This is a genomic window from Sphingopyxis sp. JAI128, assembly GCF_014207235.1.
In the GTDB taxonomy this organism is placed as follows: domain Bacteria; phylum Pseudomonadota; class Alphaproteobacteria; order Sphingomonadales; family Sphingomonadaceae; genus Sphingopyxis.
In genome coordinates, this window is sequence record NZ_JACHDA010000002.1 from 190120 (window position 1) to 210218 (window position 20099).

The following is a 20099-nucleotide window of genomic DNA, read 5'->3' on the forward strand; positions in this document are numbered from 1 at the left end:
TCTTCCCTGCCCTCAGCGGGCGGGTTCGACCCGCACCGTCCGGCTGGCGCGCTTTCCGTCGGCGGAACGGCTGCGCAGATCCACCGCGCCGCCGACCGTAACGGGCCCTGCATAGCGCGTCCACGCCCCGCCCTCGACCCGATATTCGATCGCGGTGCCGGGGAACATGCTGTTTGCTTCGAGTTTGCCGTTCGCGATGCGCGCGCCCGGCGGCGCGACGCGATAGGCCACGCCGATCTTCTCCAGCATCGGCCATTGCGCCGCGACGCGCCCGGCGAAATCCTGCCAGCCGGCCTTGAGTTTCGCGGCGTCGACGCGGCTGTCGCCCCATTCATAGCTCACGCCTGCCTGGTAAGCGGGGGTCCATGGCGCTGGCGCCCAAGCCCGCTCGGCGAGCGCGAGCAGGCGCGGAAAGAGCATATAGTCGACCTGCGCATCGGTGCGGATCGTCTCGCTCCAGAGTTGCGCCTGCAACCCCGCAACGCGGCGGCCGGGCGCAAGGACGGGCCCGTCCTCGATCGCCTTGCCCTCGGCATGGATGTTGCGGATCGTTGCGGCGTTGGCGGGCAGATTGTCGGGCATGAAGCCGTAGACCTGATACGGATCGACGCCGCGCGAGGCCCAGTCGTAGCCGCCCTCGTCGGGATGCGGCGCATAGGGCATGTCGAAATAGCCGAGGTCGGGGATCGACAGCACGACGTCCCAGCCGCGACCCAGCTGGTCGTGCGCCTCGCGGATCGCGCCGGTGTGGAGCACGCCCCAGATATTGCTCTGCACCAGATGCGGTTGCTTGGGCATGGCGGCGGTATCGGTATGCCCCATGCCGTCGCTCCAGCCGCCGGTGCGCAAGCCCTTCGCGGCAAGGCTCGCGGTCACACGTTCGATAAAGCGCGGGGTGAGCTTGCCCGCATCGCCGCCATTTTCGGCAATCATCGCCTGACACGCGGGCGATTTGATCCATGCGCCCGCGGTCTCGTCGGCGCCAAGGTGGAAGGTCTCGAGCGGCGCGCCGGCCTGCTTGTGCATCGCGGCGAGCGCATCGACGACGGTATCGACGAAGCGATAGGTCGCGGGAATGCAGACGTTGAGCGTATTGTCGTCGTAATTCTGGATACTGCGATATTCGGTCGTGTCAGCGGGGTCGATCAGGCGATATGCGTCGGCCTCTGCCTGTTTGCCCGCGGCGGTCAGGCGCGCGTGACGTACCTCCATCGCCTTGATCGCCGCGCGGCTGTGGCCGGGCATGTCGATCGACGGGATGACCTCGATTTGGCGCGCTGCCGCCGCCCGAACGATCGCGATATAATCGGCGGCGGTCAGATAGCCGTTGACGCTGCCTGCGCCGTCGGGGCCGGCGCCGAGTTGAGGGAGCAAACACCTTGTCTCGGACGGGTCATGACAGCGTTTCGAGCCGATCTCGGCGAGTTCGGGCAGTGCCGGGATTTCGATCCGCCAGCCCTCGTCCTCGGCGAGATGGAGGTGGAGCTTGTTGAGCTTGTATGTCGCCATCGTCTCGACGAGCTTCAAAATCTCGTCGCGGCTGTGGAAATTTCGCCCGAGGTCGATGTGCAGGCCGCGGAAGCCATATTCGGGGGCGTCCTCGACATGGAGCGGCGCCAGCCTGCCCTTTTCGAACGCCGCCTGCTGCGCGAGCGAGCGCAAGGCATGGCTCGCGCCCGCGGCGTCGTGCGCGGTGATCGCAATTCCCGACGCCTTGGCGTCGAGAATATAGGATTCGGGTTTCGCCGCGGCGGCGGGGTCGATACGGATCGTCAGCGGCAATGCGCCCTCGGGCGCGCCGAGCGCCGCGAGCGCGGGGTCGACCGCGCTGCGCTCGACACCGTTCAAGGTTAGCGCGACGCCGCGGGTCAGATCAACCGGCTTTCCCGTGCCCTGCACCACCTTGGCGGGCTTGGGCAGGATCACGACGCCAGCGGCTTCGGGTGCGAGCCGACCGGCTTGCAGGTCGAAGGCGCGCTCGGCGGTCAGCCAGCGCGTCTTGTCGGCCTCGCTCTTGGTCGCAAGCTTCGCCTCGTCGGTCATCGGCGCGACAAAGGGCAAGGTTTCGAGGCCCGTTTCGGGGTCGATCACGGGGCGCGTCGCGGCGATCGTGCGCGGATTAAGCCCGTCGGCGACGAGATAGGCGTTGGGCATGCCGAACGCTTTCGAGAAATTGGACCCGACGCCCCAGAGCTTGATTTCATGCTTCGAACCGGGGCGCAGCATCGCGCCCGGCTTCAGCGTCAGTTGCTGGACGTCGCCATTGATCAGCCGGTGCGCGAAGATGTCGCTTTCGACGAGCGGCAGCCGGTTTACGAAGCTGAAAAATAGCGCGAGCCCCTTGTTCGGCAGGTCGGCGGGCAGCGTTTCGGGTATCGTCAGCGTGATCGTCGTGAGGAAACAGCCGTCGATCCCCGTTGGGCACGCCGGACCGTTGTCGACCATTGTGAGGCGGTAGCCAAGCGTATCGGCGAGGCGGTCGAGCGACGCTTGCGATCCCGTCTCGGCCGCCAGCGCCTGCGGCGCGGGAAGCGCCGCCATTGCCATCATGATCCATCCCGCAGCCCGCATCAATTTTCTCCCGCTCGACAATTTGTATCTAATTTGTCATGTAGTCGCGAGTGGGTCAACGCCTTTCAGATCGGACGGAATTAAGAGGGAAATTGGTAAAATGACGAATATTCGCGCTTTTCGCCTCATCGCCTCGATCCTGATTGGTTTTACATTAGTATTGTCATCACCGGCCCGCGCCGAAGAGCGGCGGCCCGTTGTGGTCGGCTATCTCGCGGCGTTCAAGGGGCTCGACCTGTCGATCGCGCGCACCGACCTTGCGGCCTTCACCCATTTCAACCTCTCCTTCGCCAACCCCGATACCGAGGGGCGCTTCTTCCATGGCGGGCGCATGACGTGCATGGGCGACGAAACCGGCGCAAACCTGTCGGTCGAAACACTCCGCACCACCGTCGCCCGGCTGCAAGCAGGCGGGGCGAAGGTGCTGATCTCGACCGCCGGCGGCGTGATCCCCGGCTGTTCGGGTGACTGGAAGGCCCTGCTTGCTCCCGAACGCCGCACGGGAACCGTGGCGGCACTGGTCGACCTTGCCGATACGCTGGGGCTCGACGGGGTCGATATCGACATCGAGGCGGCGCTGCTCACGGAAATCGACCAGGCGGGCGACTATACGCCCTTCATAGTGGCACTGTCCGACGCGATGAAAGCACGCGGCAAGCTGCTGACCTGCGCCACCGCTTCTTATGAGGGCGGGATGATCCCGGTGAGATCGATACCCTATTTCGATCTCGTCAACGTCATGTCCTATGACGCGATCGGGCCAAGTTGGGGCGAAGCAGGCACCGAGCACAGCAGCTATGCGATGGCGGCCCGCGATCTCGACCTGTGGCTGGCGCGCGGCGTAAAGCGCGAGCGACTCGTCCTCGGCGTGCCATTTTACGGATATGGATTCGGCGGCGAGAAGGCGAATTGGTCTTATCGCGAACTCGTGGCCGCGCATGGCCTAAATGCGACCAAAGCCGATGTGATCGGCAAGTTGTGCGCGGGATGTCGCTACGTCACCCACAATGGCCCGGCAACGATCGAGGAGAAGGCGCGACTTGCCGCAGAAAAGGCAGGCGGTGTGATGGTGTGGGAATTGTCGCAAGACACTCCCGATCACACCCTGACAAAGGCGATCGCGCGCGGCCTTTCACGCGAATAATTCGCAACTAGCTTGACGAAAGGATACCAATGCAACACATGCCGCGCTAAGGCTGGTCTTATCGACCGGCTTTGCCGGGGCTATCGGGTGGAGCAGCATCCTTGTCATTGATCGAACGCGTGGGCCCGCTCCAGAAGGATGACCCGACACCGCTTTACCTGCAGCTGCAGAAAATCCTGCGCGACGCGATCGAGGGGCAGGTCGTCAAAGCGGAGGAAGCGATTCCGACCGAGCGCGACCTGGCCGAGGAATTCGACGTGTCGCGCATCACGGTGCGCAAGGCTATCGACGGGCTGGTCGGTGACGGCATCGTCATGCGCCGCCGCGGCGCCGGCACCTTCGTCACCCGCCCGCGCGTCGAGAAAAGCTTTTCCAAGCTCACCTCCTTTTCCGAGGATATGGTCTCGCGCGGGCGCAAGCCGCACAGCAGATGGGTGAGCAAGACCGCGGGCGCGGTGACCCCCGAAGAGGCGCTTTCGCTCGGCCTGTCGCCGGGATCGCTCGTCTATCGCTTCCACCGCATCCGCTACGCAGACGACACATCGATGGCGCTCGAGATTGCCACGATCCCGGCTTATTGCTTGCCATCGGTCGATGCGGTGGGGGCGTCGCTCTATGAAGCGCTGGAGGCGGCGGGGCATCTGCCGGTTCGCGCGCTCCAGCGGCTGCGCGCGATCGCGGCGACGACCGAACAGGCCGAAATGCTGGAGATCGAGCCCGGCACGCCCGGCCTGTTCATCGAACGGCGGGGCTTCCTGGCCGATGGGCGCACCGCCGAGTTCACGCAGAGCTTCTATCGCGGCGACGCCTATGACGTGGTGGCAGAGCTGAACGGCTAGGCCAGCCGCCGCAGAAACTCCACATGCGGCGGCAGTTCGGCAAGTTGTTCCGCCACCCGGCCGCGCAGCGTTGCAAGGCGCGACGCGAGTTCGGCGTCGGACAGGCCGTCGGCGATCGGGTGCCAACTTTGCGGGCGCACCCCCTGCCCCGTCAGTACCGCGTACCAATTGGTCGGGCCGAAGAGGTCGCCGGGTTCGAAGAGGATATTGCCCGTAGCCCGGAACGCCTCGAACCGTTCCGCAAGGGTATCGGGCATGCCCGCAGCGGCAACGTCGCGCCAGAAGAGCGTGTCGTCGCGGTTCGCCAGCGCATAATGGGCGATCACGAAATCGCGGATCACCTCATATTCGTGAAGGGCATCGCGGTTGAAGCGGCGGACGACATGGGGATCGATCGCGTCGCGCGGTAGTAGCGACAACAGCCGGATGATCGTCGTCTGGATCAGGTGGATCGACGTCGATTCAAGCGGTTCGAGGAAGCCGCCCGCGAGCCCGATCGCAACGCAGTTGCGGTTCCAGATCGCATTGCGATGCCCTGCGACGAAGCGCAGCCGGTTGGCGTCGGCGCGCGGCGCGCCGGGAAGGCGCGAACGCAGCAGCGCCTCTGCCTCGTCATGGTCCAGATGCGCGCTCGAATAGACATAGCCGTTGCCGTCGCGGTGCTGGAGCGGGATGCGCCATTGCCAGCCCGCCTCGCGCGCGGTCGAGCGCGTGAAGGGCGCAGGGTCGCCGGTGCTTTCGCACGGCATCGCGACCGCGCTGTCGCACGGGAGCCAGCGGCTCCATTCGGTGTAGCCGGTCCGAAGCGCGCGTTCGATCAGCAGACCGCGAAAGCCCGAGCAGTCGATGAAAAGGTCGCCCTCAATGACGCGGCCACCGTCGAGCGCCAGCGAGGTGATAAAGCCGTGCTCGCCATCGAGGCGGACGTCGGCGACCCTGCCCTCGACCCGCACCACGCCCTTGTCCTCGGCATAGCTGCGCAGAAAGCGGGCGTAGGCGGCAGCGTCGAAATGGACCGCGTGATGGACCGGGCCGTGGCGCGTAGCGGAGGCGAAGCGGCCTTCGCGCGCGGCCATCGTCTCCAGATTATAAGGACCGTGATCGGGATCGCCGCCCGCCGCAAGATGCCTCAGCCAATAGTGATGAAAATGGATGCCCGACATTTCGACGCCGAGATAGCCGAAGGGGTGAAAATAGCGGTGGCCGACCCCGCCCCAGCCTTCGAACTCGATGCCGAGCTTGATCGTACCGCGCGTCGCGCGCAAAAATTCGGCCTGGTCGATGCGGAGGTAGCGGTTGAATTCATGGATCGGCGGCACCGTCGCCTCGCCAACGCCGACGGTTCCGATCGCCTCGGATTCGACGAGGGTGATGCTGTGCGATTGCCCCGCCAGCGCGCGGCCCAGCGCCGCCGCGGTCATCCAGCCCGCGCTGCCGCCGCCGACGATGACGATGCGCCGTACCGGGCGCTCCCGCGCGCTCATCCGCGAATCTGCCGCAGCCTCTCGGCGTGCGTCTCCATCGCAAGGACGTCGCTCGCGACGGCGCGGAGCTGGCGCTGGAATTCGGCCATGAGCGCCTGGTCTTCGGTCAGGAGCGCCTGCGGGTCGAAGCTGCGCGGGGTCACGCCGTGCCCCGCCATGACGAGCGCCCAGCTGTCCTCGACATGCGCCTCGTGATCATAATGTGCGAACATGCCGCGCGCGGCGAACAGGTCGATCTTTGCTGCGAGCTCGGCCGACACCGGCGCAGTGCGGGCGGCGTCCCAAAAGGGCTCGCCGATGCGCGCGTTGAGGCGGAAATGCTGCGCGGTGAAGTCGGCAACACGCGCCCGGCTGCCCGTCATTTCTTCATTGTAAATGTCGGCCTCGGGCATCGCGGCGCGATCGATCGGCCAGAGCAGAACGATCTGCGCGATGGTGAGCTGGAGCAGGAGCAGTTCGGCGCCGTCGAGCGGGGCGGCGACGCCCGCCGCAGGCCCGACCGCAACGACATTGCCGACCCACGGACGCGGGCGCGTGGCGGCGACGAGCGGCGCAGGCGGCGCGGCTTCGACGGCGCGTCCCATTGCCGCTGCGAGCGCGGCGGGGGCGTCGGCATCCGACAAGATATTGCTGTGGTAAGCGAACTCGATCGCCATGCGGCTTGAAAGCGGGATCAGCGTCAGCCATCCAGCCGCGTGTGCCGCAATGCGGCTATAGAGCGGCAGCGGATCGAAGGCGGGCGCCGAAGCGCGGATGATCCGGTCGCAGAAGCTGGGACGCGCGGAAGTCCCATCGGGATCGAGCGACGCGGCCAGCGCACCATGGGTGTCGATAAACAGGTCGGCGCCGACCGACGTGCCATCGGCAAGATGGATACGCTCGATCCGATCGCCTTCCCTCCGAACGACCACGCCCGCACCGGAAACGATACGCACGTCGGCCCGCTTGCACGCCGCCCGAAGCAGCTTCGCATAGCCGGCGGCGTCCAGGTGCCAGCCCTGCTTCACCGCCTGCCGCGTCGCCGCCTCGGGCGGCGCGCCGGTGCAGCCTTGCTTGGCCGCGGCGGCGGCGAGGCAGAAATCCTCGAGTGCGACACCCAGCCCCGCCTGACGGGCGCGCGTCCAGTGCTGGACGAAGGGCAGCGACGCAAAGGCGCTGCCCGCGTCGCCATAGGCATGGAGGAAGCCATGGTCGCCGCCCGACCAGCCGGCGAACTGCTGGCCTATATTGACCGCCGCCGCGGCGTGGCGAACCAGCGCGGCCTCGTCGATGCCGAGCAGGCGGTGGAAGGTTGCAAGGTCCGGCGGCGCGATCAGCGCGGTATGCGGCGCGGGCGCTTCGCCAGTATCGACCCAGACGATGTCGGTGCCGAGCCGCGAAAAGGCGCGGCCGACCGCGAGCGCCGCCATCGCCGCCGCGACCCCGCCGCCATGGACGACGACCTGCTGCACCGCGTTGCTCACGGCGCGGGCGCCGGGCAATAGCGCGCGATGAAATCGGCGTGCAATGGCAGGGTCGCCGCCGCATCGGCAATCGTTGCGGCGAGGTTGGCGAGACGCTCGTCGACCGTGGCGGCGGGCAGCACATCGGCGAGCCGGTCGGCGGCGCGCGGCTCGATGCCCTGCCCGACGAACACTGCCTGCCAGCTCGGCGGACCGAACAGGCCGTCGCGATAGGCCTCGATATAGCCGCGATGGCGGAAACGCTCGATCTTGCCCGCGAGCGTATCGGGTATGTCACCCGTTGTGACGCGCTCCCAAAGCGGCGCATCGGGCGCGTTCGCGATATAATGGAGGATCAGGAAGTCGCGGATGCGGTCATATTCGACATCCATCACGCGGTTGAACCCGGCAGGCAATGCCGGGTCGATCGCGCGCTCGTCCGGCATCAGCGTCAGCATGTGCATGATCGCCATCTGCACTAGATAGATGCTCGTCGATTCGAGCGGTTCGAGAAAGCCGCCCGCGAGCCCCATGCCGACGCAGTTTTTCGCCCACGCCTTTTCGCGCTTGCCCGCCTTGAAGCGCAGCACGCGCGGGTCGGCGAGCGCCTCGCCGTCGAGATTGGCGAGCAAGGTCGCCGCCGCTTCGTCGTCCGAAATATCGGCGCTCGAATAGACATAGCCATTGCCGGTGCGGTGCTGGAGCGGGATGCGCCATTGCCATCCCGCGGTGCGCCGCGTCGAGCGCGTATAGGGGGTGAAGTCGGCCGAGCGCGCCGAGGGCACCGCCTGCGCACTGTCGCACGGCAACCAGGGCGACCAATCCTCCAGATCGACACCAAGCGTCCCGCCAAGCAGCAGCGAGCGGAAGCCCGAGCAATCGACGAACATATCGCCCCCGACGCGCGTGCCCGACGCCAGCTTGACCGCGGCAATGTCGCCGCTTTCGCTATGTTGCTCGACGTCGACGATGCGGCCCTCGATCCGCTCGATGCCGCGCGCTTCGGCCCAGCCGCGCAGGTATCGCGCGTAGAGGAAGGCGTCGAGATGATAGGCATAGGCGAAGGCGCTTCGCACATCGTTGCCGTCGCCGACGGGCAACATGAAGCGGTTCTGGAGCGCCGCGACGATCGGGAAACAATAGTCGAAGAGCGGTGCAGCGGTGCCGGCGCGGTTCGCGCGGATCCAATAGCTGAAGAAATCGGCCTCGCCGATCGGGCGGCCGAAGGTGCCGAAGGGGTGGATATAGCGATCGCCCTCGCGCCCCCAGTTCACAAACTCGATACCGAGCTTGAAGCTCGCCTGCGTCGCCTTCATGAATTCGACTTCGTCGAGGCCGAGGAAGTCGTTGAAATCCTTCATCTGCGGTAGCGTTGCTTCGCCGACGCCGACGGTCCCGATCTCCTCGGATTCGATTAGGCGGACGCGGAAACGCGCCGGGGCGAGTTTGGCAGCGCAGGCCGCAGCGCACATCCACCCGGCGGTCCCACCGCCGACGATCACCAGTTCGAACCTGTCCCCCATCATGCCAGCTTAGCGCGGAGGAAGGAGGGCGCCAGCCCCAATGAACGCCCCTTCCCCCATTTAGAAATTGAGCCGCACCCCCAGCTGGTAGCGCCGGTCGTTCTTGAACCAGGCGTTGGGTTTCAGCGTGCCGTCGCTATCGACCTGCTGCATCAGCACGGTGTCGGTGCCGAGCAGATTGGTGCCTTCCAGCACGAACTCGATATTCGCGGTCGCGCGCAAACGAAGCGACGCGTCGAGATAGCCTGTACTCTTCTGCCAGATCGGGAAACCCACGCAGCAATCGATCGCGGTCACCAGATATTTGGAACGCCAGTTGTAGGCGACACGCGCCGATACCGGGCCTTTCTCATACATGCCGACGAGGTTGTAACTGTGCTTCGAGATACCCTCGAGCGCGTTGGCCTTGACCGTGCTGTCCTCATAGCTCAGGCCGCCACCCGCCGTTCCACCCGCGGTTTCGTTGAGCAGATTGACCGTCTCGATCCCGTCGTTCTTCACATAGGTATAGTTGGCCTGCACCCCGAACCCGTCGAACGGCGCCGGCAGGAAGTCGAAGAAGGTCTGAAAGGCGAATTCGGCGCCATAGATACTCGCGCCGTCGCCGTTGACCGGCCGGTTGACGCGGACGTCCTCGGTCACCCCGTTGTTCGTCACTTCGAGATTGAACTGCCCGGCCTGGATATAGTCGTAGAACTTCTTGTAGAAGCCGGTGGCAGTGAACGAACTCGACCGGCCGAAATAATATTCGAGCGTCAGGTCGAATTGGTCGGCGGTCATCGGTTTCAGTCCCGGATTGCCCGACTGGCCGGTATATTGCCAGTCATAGGCGATCGCATTGCCATCCTCGTCGCGCGTGACGTTGGGGTCCGAAAAATCGTTGAGGTTCGGCGTCAGCCGGTTCACCGTCAGGAAATTGCGGAGCAGGCCGAAATCGGGCCGCGACATCGCGCGCGAATAGGCGAAGCGCGACACCAGCTTGTCGGTCAGATCGAACTTGATGTTGAAGCTGGGCAGGGCGTGGAAATGATTGACCTTGGTCGTATCGGCGACGGTCGCGCCATTGCCGAAATCGATCTCCTGCTGCGTGACGACGCAGCCCGACGATGCCGTCGGGCGCGGCGGCGGGCCGGGATCGGTCCCCAGCTCGCACAGGAGCCCTGTCGGCGTGAAGGGAACGGGCAAGGTCGTCGCCCCGACCGTATCGTCGCGCGTCCAGACGAAACGAACGCCAATATTGCCCGAGATCGGCACCCCGCCGATCGCGAGGCTGTCGCCGCCGAACTTTGCTATCGCATAGGTGGCAATCGTGCGCTCGCTGACGCGGTGGACCTCGCTTGGGAAATAGCAGCCGAAGGCTTTCTCGATCGTCTCGGCACCGCGATATCCCTCGCCCGAACAGACGGGATAATAGTCGCCGACGCCGGTCGACGGCCGTCCGAGCGCCGCCGCGAGCTGTTCGCGATTCGACAACATATCCATGTTGAAGAAGGCGAAGCTGTTGTGATTGATCTGGTTGCCCGCGAAGAAGTCGCCGCTGAAGGTGTGCAGCTGGTTGGTACCCGGCGCGTAGGCGGGGCTGTCAATGTTGAAATAGGGCGCTTGGGTATAGGTCCAAGTGTTCGAGATATTCGCCCAGTTATACGCGCCCCAGCGCACCGTCTGGTCGCGGTCGGAATAGCGCGCGCCGACCTTGATCGCGTCGAGCCAGCCCGAGTCGACATCATATTCGACGTCGGCGCGGAAGGCGACTTCCTCGCCGTCGCTGTCTTCGGTGTGATCGGTGATCGCGTAATAATGGTAATTATTCGGATTGTTGAGCCCGCCGTCCGACAGGTTGATGTTGTCGGCCGCGTTCGGCAGGAATTCCAGCCGCGGATATTTGCCGGTCAAGTCTACATAGGTGTTGGCATAGCTGCGCGCAGTGACCGAAGCATTATAGTTGCTGACGCTCGCGTCGACATATTGGCCGTCAAGCGTGACGCGCAGCCGGTCGCTGACGTTCCAGCGGAAGTTCAGACCGAAATCCTGCGTGATCTGCTTGTTGCGCAGCGCATTCGCGGCCGTGTCGAGTTGCGGCGCACGCTGCGGGTTGTCGCAGAACGGTACACCGTTACCGTCCACTTCCCACGAATAACAGCGGTTGAAGAAAGCCTCGCCGTCCTCGTTGACGCCGAGCCCTAGGTTGGCGTCACCTTCGCCGACATAGGGGCGCGGCGCCGACCACCAGCCGCTAAGGAAATTGCCGTCATCGTCGAAGGCGAAGGGATCGGTTCCGCGCAGCGGATTGACCAGCGTCGGATCGGTGACCTGATAGTCGCTCGGCTGGCCGTAGATGCTGAACGCGCTCGAATAGATCGCATGCTCGCGCCAGCTGTTGTTATACTGCGAGCGCAGATACTGGCCGGTCAGTTCCATGTCTCCGTCGTTCGAGCGCCACTGGAAAGCCGCCGAGATACCGTAGCGTTTGCGGTCATATTCATTGTCGCGCATGTAGATGCCGCTGGGAATATATTGCTTCCCGGGGCCAAACACGCCGTCGAAGATCGCCATGCGGTCGAACTGTATGCCCTGGCTCGCGGTGATCGCGTGCGAATAGGCGCCGTTCAGCATAAGCCCGAGCTCGCCGATCCCCGTTTGCCAGCGATCCGAAATGATGCCCGAGATTTCGGGCGTCGATTTCTTCGCGATGTCGCCATAGGTGTTCTTGATCGAAATCGAGACGAGCCGGTCATCCTGATCGAACGGCACGCGCGTGCGCAGGTTTACGGTGCCCGCGATGCCGCCCTCGATCAGGTCGGCGGTCTGGTTCTTGTAGGTGTCGATGCCGCCGAGAAGCTCGGGCGAGATATCCTGCCAGCTGAGACCGCGCGAACTGTTCGCGCTGAAGGTGTCGCGGCCATTGAATTCGGAGCGGACCTGATTGAGGCCGCGGATGATGACGCCCGAGGGTTCGGCCGAGAAGTGCGAGGTGTCGTCGGTGCCCGCGAAACGGATGACGGTGATGCCGGGAACGCGCTGCAACGCTTCGGCCACGGACTTGTCGGGGAAGGAGCCGATATCCTCCGCCGTGATCGAATCGACGACGGTGTCGGCGTTGCGCTTGCGGTTTTGCGCCGATTCGAGGTTGGCGCGAATGCCGGTAACGACAATGTCGTCGGGGTTTTCATCGTCCGCCGATACCGGCGCGTTGTTTTCCTGCGCCGCGGCTGGAAGGATCATCGCGCTCGCAAGCGCCGCGCCGCATATGCCGTGCAGCAGACCGCGCCGAATCCCGTTTGTCTTGGCAGGCCCCTTAACCATTATATTTTCCCCCATCCAGTCCGGTCCAGATTGCCTTCCCACAATCTATATAAGACCAATTGCGTCCTTGGACTATTACCAATAGACTACAAATCCATCGCGCTGTCCATTGCAAATTTATGGCAGCGCAAAGATGTTGCCCGGGGCGGGCGGCGAAAACGGGGGAGGCACAGCCATGCGATTGATTTCACTTGACGTCCTGCGGGGGCTGACCGTCGCGGGGATGATCCTGGTCAACTGCGCGGCGGCGATAAAATATGGCGCCGAAGCCGATGTCGCGCCGATCCTGCTGCATGTGAGTTGGGACGGGCTGACGCTCGCCGACCTCGTTTTTCCGGGCTTTTTGACGATGGTCGGGATCGCTATCCCCTTTTCGCTGCGCGATGCCACGCTCGATTTGGCGCAGTGGGGCCACATCCTGGGGCGCACGGGGCGCCTGCTGCTACTGGGCTTCATCCTCAGCAATCTCTATTGGTTCGCCAGCTTCGCCTCGGGCGACTGGCGCCTGTTCGGCGTGCTCCAGCGAATCGGGCTCGTCTATGGCGCCTGCGCGTTCCTCTTCCTGCTCGTCGGCCCGCGCGCCCGGGTGATCGCCATCGCCGCGATCCTGGCGCTCTATTGGCCGCTGGCCCTGCTTCCCTCGCTCGACGGGCTGGCGACCGACATCTGGGTGCGCGGCCATAATTTCGTCGCTTCGGTCGATCGCGCGATGCTTGGCACCCATCTTTATGTGCAAGGCCCCGAAGGATATGATCCCGAAGGGATAATCGGCACCCTGCCCGCCATCGCGCAAGGCCTGATCGGCGTCGCGGTCGGCGAAATGCTTACCCGTCGCCAAGGCCCCGCCACACGCAAGCTCGCGATGATCGGCGCCGCAATGCTGGTCGTGGGCGGCATCTGGAGCCTCGCATTCCCGATCGTTAAAGATATCTGGTCGAGCAGTTTCGTGCTCGTCACGAGCGGCATCACCATCCTCGCGCTCGCATTGCTTCACCATTGGCTCGATCGAGAGGGCCGCCAGCCGGGCGTCGCCGCGACCGCGATGTTGGCGTTCGGCGCAAATGCGATCGCGGCCTACACGCTGCATCAGGTCACCGCCGGCGTCGTTACGTGGGACCTGCTGCTGCTGCCGTTCCGGGCGCTGCGTGAAACGCTCGGCGATAAGGTCGCATCGCTGCTACCGATCCTTCTCTACATGCTGCTGATCTGGGGCGCGATGGAATGGCTACGCCGGAAGAATTGGGTCATCAAGATTTGACCGCGCAAACATACCGCTTGATGCGATATGTATAACCTATATAGTACCAATATCGCGAGCGCTCCACCGACGCTCGACCGGAGACGATGAACGATGCTGAACGCCGCGCTGGACGGACGACAGACGCTGATGGAGCAGGAAGCGGGCGAGGCGGCGGAGGCCGTGGCCAAGATGCTCGCCGCGAATCGCGATGCCTTCGCGGCGATCGGCCAGCGCCTGCGCACATTGCCGCCAGCGGCAGTCGTTACCTGCGCGCGCGGATCGTCGGATCATGCCGCGACCTATGCCAAATATCTGGTGGAAACGCGCACCGGAACGCCGACGGCATCGGCCGCGCTATCGATCGCGTCGCTGTATGACGCGCCCGCCGTTGCCGGCAACCGGCTGTGCCTCGCGATTTCGCAATCGGGCAAGAGTCCCGACCTGCTCGCCGCGGTCGAGCAGCAACGTGATGCCGGCGCCTTCGTCGTCGCACTCGTCAATGCCGAAGGCTCGCCGCTCGCCAGCCTCGCCGATGTGGTCGTCCCGCTCTCGGCCGGGGTCGAGCGATCGGTGGCGGCGACCAAATCCTATATCGCCTCGCTCGCCGCCATCGCCGCGCTCGTCGCCGCCTGGGCGGAAGACGAGGCGCTGGAGACCGCGCTGGTCGCCCTGCCGCACCAGCTTGCGCGGGCGTTCCTACTCGACTGGTCACCCGCGGTCGCGATGTTCCGGGATGCGACCAACCTGTTCGTCCTTGGCCGCGGCTATGGGCTCGGCGCGGCGCAGGAAGCGGCGCTCAAGTTCAAGGAGACGTCGGGGCTTCACGCCGAAAGCTTCAGTTCGGCCGAGGTCCGCCACGGCCCGATGGCGATCGTCGGCGATGCCTTTCCCGTGCTTGCGTTCGGCGGCACCGACCGCGCTGCCGCCGGCGTCCGCGATGTCGCCGACGAATTTCGCGCGCGCGGCGCGACGGTGCTGCTCGCCGACCCCGAAAATGGCGACCTGCCTGCCATCGCCGGTCACCCGGCGATCGAACCGATCCTGATGATCCAGAGCTTTTACCGCATGGCGAGCGCGCTCGCGCTCGCACGCGGCCGCGACCCCGACTCGCCTCCGCACCTCAACAAGGTTACCGAGACTTTATGATCTTTCGTTTCCACAACGGGCAGGTCGCGTTGCCGGCCGGCGCTGTCGACGCGGTCGATATCGCCATCGCCGACGGCATCGTTTCCGCCGTGTCGCCCGCCGGCCACGCCGCGGCGCATCACGAGATCGACCTGGACGGCGGGTGGCTGCTCCCCGGTTTTGTCGATACGCAGGTCAATGGCGGCGGCGGCGTGCTGTTCAACGATCAGGTCGATGTCGAAGCCATCGCGGCGATCGGCGCCGCGCACGCGCGGTTCGGCACGACCGCCTTCCTGCCGACGCTGATCAGCGACACGCCCGCGCAGATCGCTGCGGCGCTCGCGGCCGTCGATGCCGCGATCGAGCGCGGCGTGCCCGGGGTCGTCGGCATCCATATCGAAGGGCCGTTCATCAACGAGGTGAAGCGCGGCATTCACGAAGCGCACCGGATCCGCCGCCTCGACGCCGATACGCTGGCGACGCTGACCGCTCCGCATCGTGGGCGCGTGATGCTGACGCTCGCGCCCGAACTGTGCGACGAGGAGGATATCCGCGCCCTCGTCCGCCACGGCGTGATTGTCAGCGCGGGGCACAGCGACGCGACCTATGACGAGGCGCAGCGCGCGATTGCAGCGGGATTGTCGGGCTTTACCCATTTGTTCAACGCGATGTCGCCGCTGCACCACCGGGGTCCGGGCGCGGTCGGCGCAGCGTTCGATTCGGATACATATTGCGGATTGATCGTCGACGACGTCCATCTCCACCCCGCGGTCGTGCGGCTGGCGGTGCACGCGAAGGGCAAGGAGCGCATCATGCTCGTTACCGACGCGATGCCGAGCGTCGGCACAAACGTCAGCGAATTTACCCTGCAGGGCAAACGCATCGCGGTGAAAGACGGCGTCTGCATTTTCGAAGACGGCACGCTCGCGGGCACGCACCTCGACATGGCATCGGCGCTGCGCAAAACGATCGAGGTCACCGGGCTGTCCGTGCCCGATGTGTCGGCGATGGCGAGCGCGACGCCCGCCGCCTTCCTGTCGCTGGGGAATCGCATCGGGGCGATCGCGGCGGGGCGGCGCGCCGACTGGGTCTGGCTCGGTGCCGCGCTCGAAACGCGCGCGACATGGATCGACGGCCAGATTGTTTCGCAGGCCGCACCGGACATGGCGCAAGCCGCGCAATGATGCACAAGCCGCACGGCAAGAAGCGGCGGAAGTTTTGGGGATTATAGCCATGGGCCTGATCATCACCTCTCCGGTCCGAGGATGGGCGACGACGCTGGACGACGTTCCCGATCCGGTCTTTGCGCAGCGGATGATGGGCGACGGTGTCGCGATCCAGCCGCTTGGCGATACGGTCGTCGCACCGTTCGACGGTGAGGTGGTAACGCTGCACGACGCCGGCCACGCCATTTCGCTGCGCAGCGCCGAGGGCGCCGAAATACTGATCCATATCGGGCTCGATACGGTGATGCTGAAAGGCGAAGGCTTCACTCCGCTCGTCGCAATCGGCGATGCCGTATCGCGCGGCGACCCGTTGATCCGCTTCGACATCGACCTGGTCGCGCTCGCGGCGACGAGCCTGATCACGCCGGTGATCGTGACCAACGCCGAAGCCTTTACGATCGGCCGCCGCACCACCGGCGCGGGGGTGGGGGCGTGCGAAGCGTTGATGACGCTCGTGCCCGTGCAGGCCGACGCGCGCCGCCGCCGGGACGACGGCACCGTCGTCGAACAGGCAGTGACGCTGTCGCTACCGCACGGTATCCACGCCCGTCCCGCCGCGCAGATCGGCGAGGCGGCGCGCGGGTTCGAAGCCGAAGTGCATCTGGTGAAGGGCGACAAGCGCGGCGACGCGCGCAGCACGGTCGCGCTGCTCGCGCTCGGCACGGCGTTCGGCGACGAGATTATCGTGCAGGCGCGCGGCGACGATGCCGAAGCAGCGCTCGCCGCCATCGTCGCGCTTCTTGCGACCGACATGGGAGAGGCGCGGCCAGCCGCCGCGCGCCCTCCTGCTGCCGCTTCGGCCGCACCGCTCCGCGCGGGACAGATCGGCGGCGTGATCGCGTCTCCCGGTCTCGCCATGGGGCCGGCTGCGTGGCTGCGTCAGGCGGACATCGCAGTTGCGCGCGAAGGCGGCGGCGCGGACGAAGAAAAGGCCGCATTGATCGCAGCGCGCAGCGAGGTTCGCGCGGCCATCGCGGCGCGCGCCGACGCGGCTGGCGGCGGCGTCGCATCGGTCATGCAGGCGCATCTTGCGCTGATCGACGATCCCGAGTTGATTGCCGCGGCAGAAAAGCGGATCGCGAACGGGCATAGCGCGGGCTTCGCCTGGCGCGGCGCGATCCACGACCAGATCGATGCGATCCGTGCGACGGGCAATGCCCATCTGATCGAGCGCATTAACGATCTGGTCGATATCGAGCGGCAGATGCTCGCGGTGCTGACCGGGAAGCCGCTCGACGGGGCGAATATCGCGGCGGGGGCGATAGTGGTGACGGAGGATCTGTTGCCGTCGCAGCTTGTGGCGCTGGCGGCGCAAAGCCCGGCCGGCATCTGCCTCCGGCGCGGCGGCCCGACGTCGCACGTCGCGATCCTTTGCGCGGGCATGGGGTTGCCTGCCATCGTCGCGACGGGCGACGCGCTCGATGCGGTCGATGATGGCGCGCCGCTGTTGCTCGACGCCGAACTCGGCCATGTCACGCTCGCCCCATCGGCCGCCGATACCGATGCCTTCACCGCGCGGCTTGCCAAACGCGACGCCCGCCGCGCCGCCGCGCAGGCGGTCGCGAACGACGCGTGCCGCAGCGCCGACGGCACGCGCATCGAAATCTTCGCCAATGTCGGCAGCGTCGAGGAGGCGCAATCCGCTTCGGCGCAGGGCGCCGAGGGGTCGGGGCTCGTCCGCAGCGAGTTTCTGTTCCTCGATCGCGAGACCGCGCCGTCGGAGGATGAGCAGCACGCCGCCTATCAGGGGATCGCGGACGCGCTGGCCGGACAGCCCGTCATCGTCCGCCTGCTCGACATCGGGGGCGACAAGCCTGCTGCCTATATAGCGATTGATACCGAAGAAAACCCGGCGCTCGGCCAGCGCGGTATCCGGGTCGCCCTCGCGCGGCCCGAGCTGCTCGAAACGCAGCTTCGCGCGATCCTTCGCGTCGAGCCCGCGGGTCAATGCAAGATCATGATTCCGATGGTCGTGAGCGTTGACGAACTCAGACAGGTGCGCGCGCTCGTCGAGCGGCTGCGCGGCGAGATGGGGATCGCGGCGTCCGTCGAGGTCGGGGTGATGGTCGAAACCCCGGCCGCCGCGATGACCGCGGACCTGCTCGCCGTCGAGGCCGATTTCCTGTCGATCGGCACCAACGACCTGACCCAATATGTCCTCGCGATGGATCGCGGCAACCCCGCGGTCGCCGCCGGGGTCGATGCAATGCACCCCGCGGTGCTGCGCATGATCGGCGAGACGTGCCGCCTTGCCGCGGTCCACGGCCGCTGGGTCGGCGTCTGCGGCGGGCTCGCCTCCGACCCCGCAGCGCTGCCGATCCTCGTCGGATTGGGCGTGACCGAATTGTCGGCGGTGCCGGGGTTCGTCGCGGAGGCAAAACAGATCGTGCGCGGGCTCTCTCTGCCCGAGACGCAGGCGCACGCCGCGCTGGCGCTGCAATGCAAGTCGGCAGCGGAGGTGCGCGCGCTAGCCCGCGCTTTCGAGGAGACACGGTGATGCGCAAGATACTCGAAACGCTCCAGCCATTGGGCCGCGCGTTAATGCTGCCGATCGCGGTGCTGCCAATAGCGGGCCTGCTGCTGCGCATCGGCCAGCCCGACCTGCTGGACATCGCTTTCGTCTCGGCCGCGGGTGCGGCGATCTTCGAGAATCTCGGCATCTTGTTCGCGATCGGTGTCGCGGTCGGCTTCGCGCGCGACGGCAATGGCGCCGCGGCGCTCGCCGGGGTGGTCTGTTACTTCGTCACGACAACCGGAGCGCAAACCTTCCTTACAGCGCCGGCCGATGTCGGCGCCGGATGGCCCGACGCGGCGGCGGCGCTCGCGGGGAAAAACTGGTCGCTCACCCAGATCGACAAGCTCGAAGTGCCCATCGGCATCTTGTCCGGGTTGATCGGCGGCAATTTCTACAACCGTTTCGCGGCAATCGCGCTGCCTGAATATCTCGCCTTTTTCGGCGGGCGCCGCTTCGTCCCGATCGCGGCGGGGGTCGCCGGGCTGCTGCTCGCCTTTGTGATCGGCTATGGTTATGCGCATATCAGCGGCGCGATCGATGCCGCGAGCCGCACCGTGGTCGAAAGCGGCGGCGCCGGCCTGTTCGTTTATGGCGTGCTCAACCGGTTGCTGATCGTCACCGGGCTGCACCATATTATCAACAATGCCGCCTGGTTCGTCGTCGGCGATTTCGGGGGCGCGACGGGCGACCTCCGCCGCTTCTTCGCGGGCGATCCGGATGCCGGCGCCTTCATGTCGGGCTTTTTCCCCGTCATGATGTTCGGCCTGCCCGCCGCTTGCCTCGCCATGTATCACGAGGCGCGGCCCGAGCGGAAAAAGGCGGTCGGCGGCATGCTGTTCAGCCTTGCCTTCACCAGCTTCCTGACCGGGGTGACCGAACCGATCGAGTTCACCTTCATGTTCGTCGCGCCTTTGCTTTATGCGATCCACGCGCTGCTCACCGGCGCCTCGATGGCGTTGATGAACGCGCTCGACATCAGGCTGGGGTTCGGCTTTTCGGCGGGACTGTTCGACTATATGCTCAATTTCAGCCTCGCGACGCGGCCGTGGCTGCTCCTGCCGATCGGCGCAGCCTATGCCCTGCTCTACTACGGCCTCTTCCGCTTCTTCATCCGCCGGTTCGACCTGAGTACGCCCGGGCGCGAGACAGGGGCGGTCACCGAAGCCGCGACCGCCGCTGCGGGCAGAGCGCGCGGCGATGCCTTTGTCGCGGCGCTCGGCGGCGCCGCCAATCTGGTGAGTGTCGATGCCTGCACGACGCGCCTGCGCTTGATCGTCGCCGATCAGTCGGCGGTCGACGACGCCGCGCTGGCGGCGCTCGGCTCGCGCGGGATCATCCGGCCGTCGGAAAATGCAGCGCAGGTCGTGCTGGGGCCGATCGCCGATCTGGTCGCCGAAGAAATCCGTGGCGCGCTGACAGGCAATGACGCCGCAATCACCCCGGCACAGGTTCGAAAGACGGTCGCGCCCGACGCGTCGCTGCCCGCCGATATCCTCTATGCGCTGGGCGGCGGCGGCAATGTCCGCAGCGTCACTGCGCTTCATGGCCGGTTCCGCGTCGAGATCGTCGATCGCGACGAGATCGTCGAAGACCGGCTCGCGCAGCTGACGCGCGGCATCGCCTATCCGCATTCCGGCGTCTGTCACATCCTGACCTGACCCGGGCGGCGGTCTTCCCGCCGCTTGCC

General features: G+C 65.8%; 12 protein-coding genes. 7 read left to right on the top strand and 5 right to left on the bottom strand.

Annotation, left to right across the window (positions count from 1 at the left end; translation table 11 throughout):
• Window positions 1-12 precede the first annotated feature (12 nt).
• The gene (locus HDC35_RS04880; RefSeq protein WP_260397533.1) at window positions 13-2571 is read right to left on the bottom strand and encodes a family 20 glycosylhydrolase; all 2559 of its coding nucleotides are present in this window, start codon (window positions 2569-2571) and stop codon (window positions 13-15) included.
• 100 nt (window positions 2572-2671) lie between these two features.
• Between HDC35_RS04880 and HDC35_RS04885 the strand changes: the two genes are divergently transcribed.
• Complete coding sequence (locus tag HDC35_RS04885; protein WP_184644298.1) at window positions 2672-3715, top strand: glycosyl hydrolase family 18 protein; 1044 nt, start codon at window positions 2672-2674, stop codon at window positions 3713-3715.
• Window positions 3716-3816: 101 nt separating this feature from the next.
• Window positions 3817-4554 carry a GntR family transcriptional regulator gene (locus HDC35_RS04890; protein WP_184644300.1) on the top strand — a complete coding sequence of 246 codons (738 nt, stop codon included), beginning with the start codon at window positions 3817-3819 and terminating at the stop codon, window positions 4552-4554.
• Here HDC35_RS04890 and HDC35_RS04895 read toward each other — a convergent pair.
• From HDC35_RS04895 to HDC35_RS04910, 4 genes are read right to left on the bottom strand one after another with little or no spacing between them, the layout of a single operon-like run.
• Window positions 4551-6038, bottom strand: a complete 1488-nt coding sequence (locus HDC35_RS04895; protein ID WP_184644302.1) for a tryptophan halogenase family protein — start codon at window positions 6036-6038, stop codon at window positions 4551-4553. The two genes, HDC35_RS04890 and HDC35_RS04895, sit on opposite strands and share 4 nt — an antisense overlap.
• Window positions 6035-7501: a tryptophan 7-halogenase gene (locus HDC35_RS04900; protein ID WP_184644304.1), complete on the bottom strand. Its 1467-nt coding sequence runs from the start codon at window positions 7499-7501 to the stop codon at window positions 6035-6037. The genes HDC35_RS04895 and HDC35_RS04900 overlap by 4 nt, the downstream gene beginning before the upstream one ends.
• A complete protein-coding gene (locus HDC35_RS04905) occupies window positions 7498-9006 on the bottom strand; it encodes a tryptophan halogenase family protein (RefSeq protein ID WP_311770714.1) in 1509 nt (502 codons plus the stop codon). The genes HDC35_RS04900 and HDC35_RS04905 overlap by 4 nt, the downstream gene beginning before the upstream one ends.
• 57 nt (window positions 9007-9063) lie before the next feature.
• Window positions 9064-12306 (bottom strand): TonB-dependent receptor, encoded by a 3243-nt coding sequence (locus HDC35_RS04910; RefSeq protein ID WP_184644306.1) that lies wholly within the window; start codon window positions 12304-12306, stop codon window positions 9064-9066.
• 175 nt (window positions 12307-12481) lie between these two features.
• On the opposite strand from HDC35_RS04910, the gene HDC35_RS04915 reads away from it, so the two are divergent.
• From HDC35_RS04915 to nagE, 5 genes are all read left to right on the top strand, one after another.
• Complete coding sequence (locus tag HDC35_RS04915) at window positions 12482-13564, top strand: acyltransferase family protein (RefSeq protein ID WP_184644308.1); 1083 nt, start codon at window positions 12482-12484, stop codon at window positions 13562-13564.
• Between the two features lie 93 nt (window positions 13565-13657).
• Window positions 13658-14692, top strand: coding sequence for an SIS domain-containing protein (locus tag HDC35_RS04920; protein ID WP_221438128.1), 1035 nt, complete (start codon window positions 13658-13660; stop codon window positions 14690-14692).
• Window positions 14689-15855 (top strand): N-acetylglucosamine-6-phosphate deacetylase, encoded by a 1167-nt coding sequence (gene nagA, locus HDC35_RS04925; protein ID WP_184644310.1) that lies wholly within the window; start codon window positions 14689-14691, stop codon window positions 15853-15855. Before HDC35_RS04920 ends, nagA begins: the two co-directional genes overlap by 4 nt.
• A gap of 49 nt (window positions 15856-15904) precedes the next feature.
• A complete protein-coding gene (gene ptsP / locus HDC35_RS04930) occupies window positions 15905-18394 on the top strand; it encodes a phosphoenolpyruvate--protein phosphotransferase (protein WP_221438129.1) in 2490 nt (829 codons plus the stop codon).
• A complete protein-coding gene (gene nagE, locus HDC35_RS04935) occupies window positions 18394-20070 on the top strand; it encodes an N-acetylglucosamine-specific PTS transporter subunit IIBC (protein ID WP_184645193.1) in 1677 nt (558 codons plus the stop codon). The genes ptsP and nagE overlap by 1 nt, the downstream gene beginning before the upstream one ends.
• Window positions 20071-20099: the final 29 nt, after the last annotated feature.